This window comes from Halalkalibaculum sp. DA384 (genome assembly GCF_043951955.1).
Classification (GTDB): Bacteria; Bacteroidota; Rhodothermia; order Balneolales; family Balneolaceae; genus JAMQKA01.
The window spans coordinates 96,039-109,434 of the sequence record NZ_JBINJE010000006.1 but is presented as its reverse complement, the minus strand read 5'-3'; the positions used below and the strand labels follow the sequence as shown (position 1 = coordinate 109,434).

General features: G+C 49.4%; 14 protein-coding genes. 6 read left to right on the top strand and 8 right to left on the bottom strand.

Going from position 1 to position 13,396, the window contains the following annotated elements:
• From murQ to ACG2E4_RS05710, 5 genes are all read right to left on the bottom strand, one after another.
• The gene (murQ, locus tag ACG2E4_RS05730) at nt 1-939 is read right to left on the bottom strand and encodes an N-acetylmuramic acid 6-phosphate etherase (protein ID WP_395259956.1); all 939 of its coding nucleotides are present in this window, start codon (nt 937-939) and stop codon (nt 1-3) included.
• Between the two features lie 83 nt (nt 940-1,022).
• Nucleotides 1,023-1,388 carry a DUF4260 domain-containing protein gene (locus ACG2E4_RS05725; RefSeq protein WP_395259955.1) on the bottom strand — a complete coding sequence of 122 codons (366 nt, stop codon included), beginning with the start codon at nt 1,386-1,388 and terminating at the stop codon, nt 1,023-1,025.
• Between the two features lie 152 nt (nt 1,389-1,540).
• A complete protein-coding gene (gene accC / locus ACG2E4_RS05720) occupies nt 1,541-3,046 on the bottom strand; it encodes an acetyl-CoA carboxylase biotin carboxylase subunit (RefSeq protein WP_395275956.1) in 1,506 nt (501 codons plus the stop codon).
• 6 nt (nt 3,047-3,052) lie between these two features.
• On the bottom strand, nt 3,053-3,772 hold the full coding sequence (locus tag ACG2E4_RS05715) for an esterase family protein (protein ID WP_395259950.1): 720 nt from the start codon (nt 3,770-3,772) through the stop codon (nt 3,053-3,055).
• 73 nt (nt 3,773-3,845) lie between these two features.
• Entirely contained in the window at nt 3,846-4,823 is a 978-nt protein-coding gene (locus tag ACG2E4_RS05710) for a phytoene/squalene synthase family protein (RefSeq protein ID WP_395275955.1), read from the bottom strand.
• A gap of 180 nt (nt 4,824-5,003) precedes the next feature.
• Between ACG2E4_RS05710 and ACG2E4_RS05705 the strand changes: the two genes are divergently transcribed.
• Nucleotides 5,004-5,954, top strand: a complete 951-nt coding sequence (locus ACG2E4_RS05705; protein ID WP_395275953.1) for a phosphoribosylaminoimidazolesuccinocarboxamide synthase — start codon at nt 5,004-5,006, stop codon at nt 5,952-5,954.
• 62 nt (nt 5,955-6,016) lie between these two features.
• Here the strand turns inward: ACG2E4_RS05705 and ACG2E4_RS05700 are convergent, their stop codons facing one another.
• Nucleotides 6,017-6,358: a gamma-butyrobetaine hydroxylase-like domain-containing protein gene (locus ACG2E4_RS05700; RefSeq protein WP_395259944.1), complete on the bottom strand. Its 342-nt coding sequence runs from the start codon at nt 6,356-6,358 to the stop codon at nt 6,017-6,019.
• 97 nt (nt 6,359-6,455) lie between these two features.
• Here ACG2E4_RS05700 and ACG2E4_RS05695 point away from each other — a divergent pair, with 97 nt between their 5' ends.
• Both ACG2E4_RS05695 and ACG2E4_RS05690 read left to right on the top strand, forming a co-directional pair.
• The gene (locus tag ACG2E4_RS05695) at nt 6,456-7,160 is read left to right on the top strand and encodes a hypothetical protein (RefSeq protein WP_395259943.1); all 705 of its coding nucleotides are present in this window, start codon (nt 6,456-6,458) and stop codon (nt 7,158-7,160) included.
• A gap of 185 nt (nt 7,161-7,345) precedes the next feature.
• Nucleotides 7,346-7,834 (top strand): YajQ family cyclic di-GMP-binding protein, encoded by a 489-nt coding sequence (locus ACG2E4_RS05690; RefSeq protein ID WP_395259942.1) that lies wholly within the window; start codon nt 7,346-7,348, stop codon nt 7,832-7,834.
• A 49-nt stretch (nt 7,835-7,883) separates the two neighbouring features.
• Here ACG2E4_RS05690 and ACG2E4_RS05685 read toward each other — a convergent pair whose 3' ends face one another.
• Nucleotides 7,884-8,321, bottom strand: coding sequence for a CoA-binding protein (locus ACG2E4_RS05685; protein WP_395259940.1), 438 nt, complete (start codon nt 8,319-8,321; stop codon nt 7,884-7,886).
• A gap of 152 nt (nt 8,322-8,473) precedes the next feature.
• Between ACG2E4_RS05685 and ACG2E4_RS05680 the strand changes: the two genes are divergently transcribed.
• The gene (locus tag ACG2E4_RS05680) at nt 8,474-9,568 is read left to right on the top strand and encodes a DUF2914 domain-containing protein (RefSeq protein WP_395259939.1); all 1,095 of its coding nucleotides are present in this window, start codon (nt 8,474-8,476) and stop codon (nt 9,566-9,568) included.
• 394 nt (nt 9,569-9,962) lie between these two features.
• Nucleotides 9,963-10,397, top strand: coding sequence for a peptidylprolyl isomerase (locus ACG2E4_RS05675; RefSeq protein WP_395259938.1), 435 nt, complete (start codon nt 9,963-9,965; stop codon nt 10,395-10,397).
• A gap of 356 nt (nt 10,398-10,753) precedes the next feature.
• Here ACG2E4_RS05675 and ACG2E4_RS05670 read toward each other — a convergent pair whose 3' ends face one another.
• Nucleotides 10,754-12,181, bottom strand: coding sequence for a PQQ-dependent sugar dehydrogenase (locus ACG2E4_RS05670; RefSeq protein WP_395259936.1), 1,428 nt, complete (start codon nt 12,179-12,181; stop codon nt 10,754-10,756).
• Between the two features lie 404 nt (nt 12,182-12,585).
• Between ACG2E4_RS05670 and ACG2E4_RS05665 the strand changes: the two genes are divergently transcribed.
• The gene (locus tag ACG2E4_RS05665) at nt 12,586-13,275 is read left to right on the top strand and encodes an AAA family ATPase (protein WP_395259934.1); all 690 of its coding nucleotides are present in this window, start codon (nt 12,586-12,588) and stop codon (nt 13,273-13,275) included.
• Nucleotides 13,276-13,396 lie beyond the last annotated feature (121 nt).

The following is a 13,396-nucleotide window of genomic DNA, read 5'->3' as shown; positions in this document are numbered from 1 at the left end:
TCACTGCCGGTTATCTTTTAAGCTCAGAAACGCTTTCCGTATAAAACCGTCATGTTTTTCAAGGAGTTTCCGGGCGCTGTCGGCGGACAGGTCGCCAAGGGCCATAAGCAGCGCAGTTTTGACATGTCCACCGGCCTCTTCCAGCTTTTGGGCGGCCTGGGGGTAGTTCAGGTCAGTAAAATTCATAATGATGCGCTTGGCCCGCTCGCGCAGCTTATTGTTGGTCAACATCAGGTCGACCATCACATTTTCATATACTTTACCCTGGCGTATCATTACACCGGTGGTAATCATGTTGAGAACCATTTTTTGGGCGGTCGCACTTTTCATACGGGTACTGCCCATTATTACTTCAGGACCAACCGGTACGTCAATAAGCAGATCCACCTGCAGGTTAAACTGACCGGGGGGTACGGTAGTCACAAAAATGGTTTTGCATCCCCGATTACGTGCCTCCTTTACCGCCCCGTGCACATACGGGGTGCGCCCGCTGGCCGCCAGTCCACAAAGGATATCAGGCGGATCCAGTTCGATCTGCTCCACCGCCTCGGCGCCGTTGGATTCATAATCCTCGGCCCCCTCCTGTGCCACAAACATCGCCTCCCGGCCACCTGCGATCAGCCCCACGACCTGTTCGGGATCTGAACCAAATGTGGGTGGACATTCTGCGGCATCGAGCACGCCCAGCCGTCCGCTGGTGCCGGCTCCCGCGTAGATCAACCGCCCCCCTTCCTGTAGCGATTCTTTAACCATTTCAATCGCCTCGGCAATACGATCCAGCTTTTTTTCCACCTGGAAAGCTACCTTTTTGTCCTCCTCATTGATAAGCCGGGCAATTTCATGCGCATCAGCCAGGTCGATGCCGCGGGTGGCGGGATTCCGCTGTTCGGTATCAAGCTTTTTGAGCTGGTCGAAAAGATCCTGGTTCTTCTGTGACAAAACAGGGTATTTTGGAGTTCGAGATTATGAGCGGAGACAATAACAATCAGCGTTGACCCGGAACGGACCTGGAGCAAATCTAACTATTCTGAACCATTTTTGTTGCCAATCCATCCCAGGTGGGTGTGCTTGAAGGAGTCAGCATGTTTAAGTCCGTATCCCAGCATGCGATCCATCGAGGAGTGGGCAAACAGGATAATGCCGATCATCTGCGTGGTCGAATCAATAAGATAGTAGCCCACCAGGTATATCAAAACCGCGATCCCCCGGTGATGAAAGAGATTGTAGATGAAAGCCCCGACTTTAGTTCCCGCCCCATAGCCGATCATCGAAATATCCGGTACAAGGATGAGCAGCAAAAACCACCACCAGGGATAGCCCGTGGTAGAGAAAAGGACGATTGAGAGCAGCAGCATGCCGAGTTCTTCCAGGCGAACCAGTGTTTTCATGTTATCGGTACTTTGTATTTCGAAAAAGCGATTGATTAAAACGCTTCCCCTCGGTTGCAAACAAATGAATTTAATAACGCCGGGAGTCTGCCCGACAGACCAGCAGTCGATACCGGGGCGAACACAGCGCAGCTGCTAAGCGAACACCCTCGCTACATATTCCGGCGTTTTTGCCACCAGTGAGAATTAGAGTTACGGGCAGGCTTCATCTCTTCATTTTCCTTCACACCGCCGTTTTCTCCACTCCGGGCACGTTTGAGCAATGTCGCCGCAATCGATTGTAAATCACGATTACTCTGATGCAGTTTGTCCGGTTTAAAATGATCGGGTACAAAGTGCGTGTCATACTCCGCGTTCCGGAACGCTTCATGCCTCAGCACATAACGACAAAAGGGGATGGTGGTGCGGCATCCCGCAATCTCATATTCCTCGAGCGCCCGCAACATCCGCCGTATCGCCTCATCGCGATCTTTACCATGGCTGCACAGCTTTGAGATCATCGGGTCGTAATTGATCGTTACCTCTTGTCCCTCCTCCACCCCGGCATCCACCCGGATTCCGTGGCCCGACGGGATGCGGTGTTTCGTCAGCCGGCCGGTGCTGGGCAAAAAGTTGTCGCACGGATCTTCTGCATAAATCCGGCATTCGATGGCATGTCCCTGTTGTGTAATATCTTCCTGTTTAATCGGCAGCGTTTCGCCCTCCGCCACCCGTATCTGCAACTCTACCAGGTCCAGACCCGTCGTCAGTTCGGTTACCGGATGTTCAACCTGCAGCCGCGTATTCATCTCAAGGAAGTAGAAATTGCGATCCCTGTCGACCAGGAACTCGATCGTTCCCGCCCCCACGTAGTCGCAGGCACGGGCCGCAGTTATGGCCGCCTCGGCCATTTCCGCTCTCAATTCGGGCGTAAGGATAGCACAGGGCGCCTCCTCAATCACCTTTTGATGCCGGCGTTGAATCGAACATTCGCGGTCATACACGTGCAGCACATTCCCCTGCTCGTCCGCAATAATCTGGAACTCTACGTGCCGGGGCTCCACCAGGTATTTCTCGATATAGACGCGATCATCCCCGAAGGCGTTTCGCGCTTCCGAACGCGCGGCCTTAATTCCGGACCGAAAGCCGCTTTTTTCACGAATAATGCGCATTCCTTTGCCACCGCCGCCTGCCGCTGCTTTTACCAGCACAGGGTACCCGATCTCTTCAGCGATCTTTTCAGCTTCTTCGGGATCCCTGAGCGCCTCCTTTGTCCCTGGTGGATATGGCACCTCCGCCCTGCTCATCAGCTCGCGGGCTGCCATTTTATCTCCCATCAGCCGGATGGAGTCGGCACCGGGACCGATAAAAATGAGATTCTCCTTTCGGCACCGTTCTGCAAAATCCCCGTTTTCACTGAGGAACCCGTATCCCGGGTGAATGGCATCGGCTCCCGTCTGCCGGGCGGCATCGATAATCTTGTCGAACACCAGGTAGCTTTCCGAAGAGGTGGCGGGACCGATATGCACCGATTCGTCGGCGTGCAGGACATGAGGAGTGTTGGCGTCCGGGTCGGAATAGACGGCAACGGTCTCGATACCCATATCCCGACAGGTGCGTATCACGCGAAGGGCAATTTCCCCGCGATTGGCAACCAGTACTTTTTTAATTTTGGTCATATCCCTCTATACGATGTGGATTTTAAACATCTGCTTCCATATTTCCCACTCCTTCTCCTCGTCCGTCTGCATCTGCCAGACATCCAGCTCGTGCTCCATCATTTTAGTCTTGAAAATTTCATCAAGCCTGTATGCCAGCTCTTTTCTCGGGTCGTTGACATAACTGACCAGCCGGAAGTCGACCTGCCGCACCTGTTCCAGCAGTTTCTCATTGTTCAGGTTGGGGACATAATCTACCGGGTTATTGTAGTAGATATTTTCATCATAGTAATCGTCCATGAATGGTGTGATGTCGTAGACTCCGCTAATGCCGATCGCCTTGCCGAAACTTTTCGGGTGTTTAAGGCCCAGGTTGATGGCGTGATACCCTCCCATGTCGACCCCGGCTATAATCAGGAAATCGATAGCACTTTTTTCCTCAATTTTCGGAACGACCTCCTCAATAATGTAGGATTCATACTGGATCTGGCGGATAATCCGTTGTGCCGGTGAAATACTGGTGTTGAAAAAGCTCTCCTCGTCGGCAGATTCAATACAAAACAGCTGGTTGTACCCGTTCTCCAGCTGGAAGGAGATCGCTTCCACCATCCCCTTCTCTTCCCACTGTTTCGCTCCCTTGCCGCGGGTCGGAATCGCAAGAACGGGAGTCCCCGCCTCGCCATAGGTGCGCAGTTCCATATTTTTACCTAAACTCGGACTCCGCCATTTCTCAACTTGTTTCTCCATGTAACAGGCCTTTCTCTTGTTTGGAATTTAAAATCAATATAAAAGATCGAAATCTAATGTGTAAGGACTATTATCAGGAAGAAAAATATTTCATCCGGTAGAGCACGCGAGGCAGGATGGTTATTTTTTCGGTTGCATTCAGGTAGGCTCGTTTTTCAAACACGTTGTAGCCGTTCTCCTCAATTTTATCGAGGATGCGACCGTAATTGAAACTCGCAAGATACACCGGCAGGCGGCTGTCTTTTTCCAGCATTTCGATGCCCCTGTCTGTACTTCGGTAGTAGTTGCGTGTTCGCTCAATCTGGAACTGCATCAACTCGATGAATGCGTCGGTCCGGCGGTGGGAAAACAGGTCTTTTTCCGTTACCCCAAACCGGTCGAGCTCCTCCTTTGGCAGGTAAATCCGATTTTTCTCCAGATCTTCGCCCACATCCCGCAAAATGTTGGTAAGCTGCATGGCGATACCGAGATCGATGGCGTGCTGCAGGGCCTGTTCATCACTGTAACCGAACACCTCGCTGGTCATCAGTCCCACAGTCGAAGCCACTTTGTAGGAATAATCCCAGAGCTCCTCAAACGTTTCATAACGATTTTTATACAGGTCCATGCAGACGCCTTCCATCAGTTCAAAGGGCAGTTCCACCGGAATCTGGTAGCTGCGAAGCACGTCGGAAAATGCCAGCAGTATCGGGTCGTCAAACCGCTTGCCGTTGTAGGTCTCTTCCAGTTTCTGTTTCCACCGGTCTATTCTGTTGCGGATATCCGGATATGTAACCTTTTCCCGGTCAATCAGGTCCTCGGCTTCATCCACCAGATCGTCCACATACCGGCAGAGAGCGTATATCGCAAATATTCCGCGCTGTTTCTTGTTGGGCAGGAATCGCGTAGCCATGTAAAACGTCTTGGCGTGCTGGCGGGTCATCTCGCGACAGCGGATATAGGCCTCTTGCAGCTGCTCGTTCTCCACTTCCTCCACCACCGAACGGTGCAGGGAGGTCCGCTCATACAGCGGGCGAATCAAATTATAAGGTATCCGGAAAAGATCAGTCATTTTGCCTTTATCTTGCTTTATAGCCTACCATACAAATGTTGCAACCGCCGCTAATAGTTCCCATCGTACATGCCGACCGATAAATTATTGCGCGGAAATAAGAATTGGATTTCAGATTAAGCAGATATTTTTTGATTTTCCTTCAGGTTAAATTTTGTCAATACAATCATATCAAGTTACATGGATCGAGATGAAGCGTTGAAACACTGTATTACTCAAACCAGTGTACCGGGGCTGCCCGCTCCCTACCGCGGGAAGGTGCGCGAGGTGTATGAACTGGATCGCGACACCCTTGGCATTGTGGTGAGCGATCGCATTTCTGCCTTCGATCATATTATGCGGCAGGCCATACCGTACAAGGGACAGATCCTGAACCAGCTGTCGGCATTCGGTTTTGAAAAAGTAGATGACCTGGTGGATACGCACGTGCTGGATGTGCCGCACGCCAACGTCACAATTGCCAAAAAATGCGACCCGGTTCCGGTAGAAGTGGTGATCCGGGCCTGCCTCACGGGACATGCCTGGCGGGTCTACAACGCCGGGGAACGCTGGCTCTGTGGGGTTTCGCTGCCCGAGGGCATGGCAGAAAATCAGCGATTCAAAGAACCGATCCTGACGCCCGCCACCAAGGCCGAAGAGGGACACGATGAGGATATATCGGAACAGGAGATTCTGGAGCAGGAAATTGTTGAGGAGCATGTTTGGCGGGAAATCCGCGAAAAAGCGTTCCGTGTTTTTGAACGAGGGCAACAGGTGGCGGCCGAGCAGGGGCTGATTCTTGTAGATACCAAGTATGAATTCGGGCTGCACAACGGCCAGGTTACTTTGATCGATGAAGTTCATACGGCCGATTCCTCCCGCTACTTTTATGCGGATGAGTATGAACAGCGCCTGAAAGCGGGTAAACCTCAAAAACAGCTTTCCAAGGAGTTCCTGCGGGAATGGCTGATGGAGCATGATTTCCAGGGCCTTGAAGGACAAACACTGCCCGATCTTCCCGACGACTTCCGGTGGGAGGTGTTTGAACGATATGCTGAGCTCTTTGAACAGCTAACCGGCCGGCAGTTCGAACCGACACCGGTAAGAAACTTTGACGACACGCTGAAAGCCATTTTTACGGAGTATAACTGATCGATGGCAGACTGCCTGTTTCGCCCCCGGACATTTGCCTTGACTTTCCGGGATGCCGAATCTTACTTCTGCCGGGAATAACACTGCTTGCAGGGACACAGCTTCCGCAGGGTCTCCCACTGGTACATACCGTCGCTGTGGCCGTCACTCCAGAATATTCGCACGGCGTGATTTCCCACCTGGCGGATATTCTCTACCGTTACCTTTCGCGGGGGATCTACAAAAAAGTACGACATCTCAAAATTTCCCATCTCCCCGTGACCTCCCCTGCACTTTACACAGGGACAATTTTTGCGCAACCCGTACAACGGGTAGCGGGAAAGGTGCCCGTCAGCCCATTGTATTTCCACTTCCTGTTCTGAATTTCGTACTTCAACCTCTTTCGGCTGATATTTCTGATCCATGTATCTCAAAATTTTGATTGAAAAGCTCCATAAATGGAGCTTGAATGATAACCATTCAAAAAGTAATTTTTCAGCAACATTTTAAGTAAATTATTCAATGATATTACTCGTAACAACGCTTACCGCCGTATTGCTGATCTCCGGCTGGTTCGGGTATCGCCAGTACCTGCGGCTTGAACACCTGAATCAACAGAACCTTTCCCGGGCTATGCTCGGTGCCGTACTCGTATTTACTCTCCTTTTTCTGGCGCACTGGATCGGCATTTTCCCTGAATCCGCGGCATCACATATAACAATGGCACTGTATACACTGGCAACGGGATTTTTCATCGGAAATGGGACAAAGCTCATCGTGAAGAAAAACCGAGCAGGCGCGATAGAGTATATGCAGCGATCATTCTGGATTGATGTCGCCCCAAACCTCATCGCTACCCTGCTGGTGGCATATGGCATTTACCGCACCGGTATCCTGACACTTGGCCCCTTCACCGGCATCGGCGTTACGTCAGGAATGTCTCTGATCGGCTTCGGCTTTTTTGGATGGACCGTTCGGATTGTTCCCGAATTTCGTTCAAAAGGAATCCTTATCCTGGATCAATTTATCGAATGGAAACTGGTGCTGGCTTTTGAGTGGTTCTCAGAAGAGGTAATTACCATCGACTATATGACAGAAGACGGGAAAATTTGTGAATTTAATACTTCCATCCCACCGGAAGACCGGATACTGGTTGAGCGGCTGTTGGGCAGGCGCATACGAGAACATGAAGAAGAGCGCAAAAAAGTGCTTGGCGAAACGGGTTAATATTCGGGAAATTTGCTACCTTATACCGATTAGTAATGGTTAATGTGTGGAATCGGGAGCGCGAACTTTCGCATTTATGCTCTATGACCTTCCATTTTCTATTTAAAATACACTGCTCCCTTGATTAGAAATTCAGCGGTAGCAACGTTAGTATATTCAAACACCAATGCCAACCGGAACACTGTATGCCCTCGTTCGATATTGTAAATAAAATTGATGTTCAGGAGATCGACAACGCTGTCAACAATACACTTAAAGAGGTAAATGGACGCTACGATTTCCGGGGTCTCCACACCGAAGTCATTTTTAATAAGAAAGATCATTCCATTCGCCTGGTAGCCGACGACAATATGAAGATGAATGCCGTCAAGGAGATGCTCACCCGAAATGCCATCAAGCGTGGCATAAGTCCTAAAGTGCTGCAGTTTTCCCCGCTTGAGGGTACTTCAAAAGGCCACCTTAAGATGGAGATTCCGATCCGGGAGGGAATCGACCGGGATACCGCAAAAACCATTGTAAAAGCGATCAAAAGCCTTAACCTGAAAGTTCAGCCTGCCATACAGGACGACCAAATACGCGTGAGCGGGAAAAAGATTGACGACCTGCAGGCTGTAATCAGGCACTTGAAAGGCCTGGACCTCGATGTTCCGCTGCAGTTTACAAATATGAAATAGTTTCCTGTGAACTGGCGGACAGAGCGTCTGTTTCTGTTTCCCGGTCAAGCTAATGATCCTGGTCTGCACCAGTACTTACGGCACGATGCTCTACCATCAGGCACCGCTCCTCAATATACTGTAGTCCGGCGGATGCCGCCTTCTGTTTTGCCTCCCCGGACGAGACGCCGAGCTGGGTCCACACCACCGGCTTGTGCCCGGTCTGCTGTACCCGATCAATTACGGTATCTACCATTTCTGCTGTGTATGCTGAATTCCGAAAAATATCCACCACATCAATTCGCTGCTCTTTCGGAATATCTGTCAGCTTCGGGTAGCATTTTTCTCCGAGCACCTCTTCATACTCGGGATTTACGGGAATAATCTGATACCCCTGATCCTTAAGATACCGGGCTATATGATGGCTGGTGCGGTATGGGTCTGTCGAACACCCGATGATGGCGATCGTTTCCGCACTATTAAGTATATCTGCTATTGAGCGTTCCATAGATCAAGTTATGTGAATAGTATCGTTCCTGGCTGAAGATACAGATCCAACAGGCATTCTAGCCAAATTAATTTGCCAGTTGTCTCAATATTTCAATTTATTACGGGTCGGTTGTTATCCCGAATTATGCAACGAGAAATTTATTTTTCCATATGATAGAAAAGGTAAAGGCGGCATACGAACGTCATCAAAAATACCTGCCGGTACTGTTTTTTATCGGTGGATTTATCTGGGATTCCCTGACCCTCGGCCGCGTGGACAGTCTTTACAGCAATATTGTGCTGTGCACCTATCTTACAGCTCTAACCGTATGTCTTTATCTTTTCAACCTGGCGGATGATGGCACCTGGAAAGGAACGTTCCTGGAGCAGTATGAAAGATACCTTCCGCTGGCGATCCAGTTTTTTCTCGGGGGGTTGTGCAGTGCCTACGTCATCTTTTATTCCCGCAGCGTGTCCCTGACCAAGACGATGGCTTTTTTTGTCATTCTGGTTATCCTGTTTCTGGCCAACGAGTCGCTCAAACACCGTATCTCGAACAAATATCTCCAGTTTGGAGCCTATTTTTTTGTCAATTTCACATTTCTGACCTTCTTTTTGCCGATGGTCCTGAACGAGATGAACACGTTTGTATTTCTCGTTTCTGGAGCAACCAGCCTCGGGTTTACCCTATTTTTCATTCTTTACATCTACATTCGAAGTCCCTCTACCCGGAGAGACATTAACGGTTTCAAAATTACGGGTCTTATTATCGGCCTCTATCTGCTCATCAACAGCTTTTATTTTCTCAACCTTATCCCTCCTGTTCCACTTGCACTCGAACAGGGGATTGTAGCCCGGCACGTGGAGAAAGAGGAAAATCGCTTCACGGTTACCTACCAGCCCAACACGAAATACTATGTCTTCTGGAGACCCTATGCGCCAGAAATTTATTTGCGGCAGGGAGACAGCCTCTTCGTATACACCTCAATATTTGCCCCGGCCGACCTTCAGAAATCGGTGTATCACCGCTGGCGCTGGTACAGTCCCCATACCGAGAGCTGGGAAGTAACCGATGAAATCGGGTATGAAATTACCGGGGGACGTTCCGGCGGTTACCGGGGATATACCTACAAGGAGCAGCTGAGTCCCGGAAGGTGGAAGGTGGAAGTGGTTACCGACGAAGGCCAGGTGCTGGGAAGTATCGATTTCAGGCTGCACAAGGATTCTACTCAACACCAGGCCGAGCTTGTCCGGGAAACCTACTAACCTCACGATAATTTGTGTAAAGATCATGTACCCTGATGGCAGGCAGTATCTAACATCATATGTTACCGACCTTTTAAATTTGACAGGATGTAAGGCGCTGGGAAATTTGCCCTTCAGCTGCGTTAAAGGGGAAATCACCTGATCAACGTACAACGGTACGCCTGTGCGGCCATTTTCCCTTTGCCTTGCTGAAGAACAAATTCCCTGGTGAAAAATCCAGGTTAAACAGGATACACTGAATCCCTGATTCCAATTGTAGTTGTTAATTGTGGCAAAGCCCCTTGCTATGCATAGCTCCACAAAAATTAATTGGCTTTAAAAATAAGTATTCTGAAGGATAATGGTTATATTATCGATTGAATTTTAGATAACTGTAAAAAAAGAAAGGTACATTTTGTCCAAAGTTAAAGAAGGAGACAAAGTCAAAGTTCATTATACCGGTACTCTCGAAGATGGTACGGTATTCGACTCCTCCCGCGAACGGGAGCCACTGGAATTTACTCTTGGCGAAGGTCAACTGATTCCGGGTTTCGAAAAAGCTGTTATTGGAATGGCAGAAGGGGATTCCACCTCCGTCGATATTCCATCTGACGAAGCGTATGGTGAACGTCGTGATGATCTGGAAATCGAAGTAACCAAAGAAGAGCTTCCTGATGAAGTTGATCCCGAAGTGGGCATTCAGCTGCAGGTCAAGCAGAATGAAAACGGGCGCAGTATACCCGTGACCATTACCAAGGTCGAGGAAAACCAAGTTACACTGGATGCCAACCATCCACTGGCTGGTAAAGATCTTAAGTTTGACATCGAGCTGGTAGAAATTAGCTCATAATTTTTCGAGGGGGGAGGAATTTATTTCTTCCCCTTTTTACTTTTCTTTCATCAAGCTGCTCTTTACCGTTCAGATACCTGACGGTGGCTGCATTCCCCCAACCTTTTTTGTAACCCCGCACAGTACTACAGCCTGAGATCCTCCTGCTGGATAGATCCAAAATCAATATGGCCCTCCTGTTTTTATTCCAATTAAAGCCTGCCAACAGTCTCCCGTTCAGAGATGGTTTAAAAAACATGGTGACCAGACCGCGATTGAGTACAAAATTAGCCCGCACGTATCACAGGTTCACTTCGCAAAAAAGAAAAGGAGTTGCATCCGCCGGATGCAACTCCTTTTTTAAAACGGCCGCCAATCTATCGAATGTTCTCTTTTACTTTACTGATTCTGACTACTTTCCCGGGATCATTTAGTACAACGTAAATAGCTCCGTCAGGCCCGGTAACTGCCTCCCGAACCCGGCCGTGATCCTTCAGGATAACCTGGTCATGTATCACCCGGTCATTCTTTACATTCAGAAGACGAACCTCCTCGTAGGCCAGTGCCCCGACGAGCAGCCGGTTTTTCCACAGCGGAAACATCTCTTTATCATAAAAAGCGATACCTGAAACTGCGATCGACGGTCGCCAGTAGTAGGCAGGCTGTTTCAACCCCTCTTTGGCCCGTTCCCTAGTCATAATACGGCCGTCGTAATGAATGCCGTAGGTAATGACCGGCCAGCCATAGTTGCTGCCGGCACGCAGCAGGTTTACCTCGTCACCGCCACGGGGTCCGTGCTCAGCATCCCATATACGGTCTGTTTCCGGATGGATCGCCAGCCCCTGGGGATTGCGGTGACCATAGGTATAGATCGACGGCAGGGCTCCTTCGTGGTTTACAAACGGATTGTCATCCGGGATGCTGCCGTCTGGATGGATTCGGTGCACTTTGCCGTTCGGCAGCGACAGGTTTTGCGCATTCGGGCGTTGACCGCGGTCACCTATGGAAAAATAGAGATACCCTTCTTCGTCGAACACGATGCGGCTGCCGTAGTGATGTCGCGTGCTGACGTACGTCTCGTGCGGAGCCTCAAAAAGTACCTGCTGGTCTATCCACCTGTTGTTATTGATTCGGCCCCTGACTACGCGGGTCATTGCCAGGGTGTCCCCTTCCTCCGATGTTATGGCGTGGCTGTACGAGAGGTATATCCACCCGTTTTCGGTAAAGTCCGGATCTGCTGTTACATCAAGCAGCCCCCCCTGTCCCTCGTGCAGAACCTCAGGGGTGCCGGAAACCGGCTCGTCAATCAGCGTACCGTTGATAACCAGCCGGAGCCGCCCGGGCCGTTCGGTAATAACCGAAAGCCGCTCATTGATAAAATCAATAGCCCAGGGGATCTCGAGACTGTCGGCATAGGTCTCGACTCTGATATCGTAATCAAGGGTTTGGAGGGTATCAGATACGGCATCAGCGGCTACCGGCTCCCCGGACTCTACTTCCCGGATAAAATCGATAACGCTGTTGATCTCCTCATCACTGAGCGAACTTCCGAAAGCGGGCATTCCCTGCTCCACAATTCCCTCTTTAATATTGTTCAGGAGGTCGCTCCTGGTGTCGCCGTACTTCCATTCTCCATCCACCAAGCTGGAGCCACTACCCCCCTGCAATTCCGCTCCATGGCAGGAGGCGCACATATTCTGATATATTTGCTGTCCGGAATCTTGTGCCCATCCCTGGGAGAACATCAGAAAGGAGCATATAAAAGTAGCCAAAAGAAAACGATCACCACACGTAAATAGATTCATAGTACCCATTACCATTCTTGGATATTTAATATTTATAGTTCTGGTCGCTGTTAAATTGTTGTACCATCTGCTTAAATAATTCTGGAAACTAATGAAATAAGGCAAACTTTAAAATTCGATATTGGTTAAGCGATTTAACGCTTTCGCCGGCAACGGCCAACGTCTGCCCCTGTCTGTGCGGGCATCCAAAGTACGATGTCGAACCGTGAATATGACGGGAAACCCCTTCCGAAAAAATTCTCCCAAAAACATACCGGTCAAATCAACAGTTAGTCATTTAAGATTACTGTTCGCAAAAAACAGCCTCTTTTTTTTAATTTTCTTCACATATTCCTGTTACATACGTACTATTAGTAGCAAGGGTATGCTGGTATCATCACTTTTTGAAATAAAAACGAGTTATTATGGGCAGGAAAATAACGCAAATTATCGAGGATCAAATCAATGCCTGGAGACATCAAAACAGGAAAACCCGGCAACGGCCTCAAAAAAAATTTTACCCGATTATAACCGTGTCACGAGAGTTTGGGGCGCTCGGGGCGGCATTGGCAAATATTATGGGAGAACGGCTTGGCTTCAAAGTCTGGGACAACGAGCTGCTGTATGCTATTTCGGACGAGCTGGGTAGTAACGAAAAGTTCCTTGAATCGGTGGATGAACGCCGTCGAAAACTTGTCGAAGACAACCTCCTGGGCTTGATGAAAGACAAAAATACCAATACCAATTACCTGCTCTCTCTCAACCGGGTTGTAAAAGCAATTGAAGAAGTGGGAGAAAGCATTGTTGTGGGCCGGGGAGCTGCATATATCTGCCAAAACGAATTATCTTTTCATCTTCGCGTGGTCTCCCCCCTGGCCAAAAGAATTGAGGGGTATGCCAGCCGGGAGAATATCTCGAAACAACAGGCGGAAAAGATCATTCAAGAAAAAGATGCCGAACGCGACGAGTTCGTTAAATTCAGCTTTAACAGGGATGTCAACACCGCATCCGATTATGACCTGGTAATCAATTCGGGAACCTTTGAGCTGGAAGAGATGGCCGATATCGCTCTGCGGGCGTACAGTACAAAAATTGGCGAACCGGTAACCTCGTAGCATGCTGGCATTGTACTACAGCATACGATACATGGCGTAGAGTTTCAGCCAGACCATCCATCGCAAAATTTGTCGATATCCAACCTTTTTTTAACGCATATTCATAAACAGTGCATAGTTA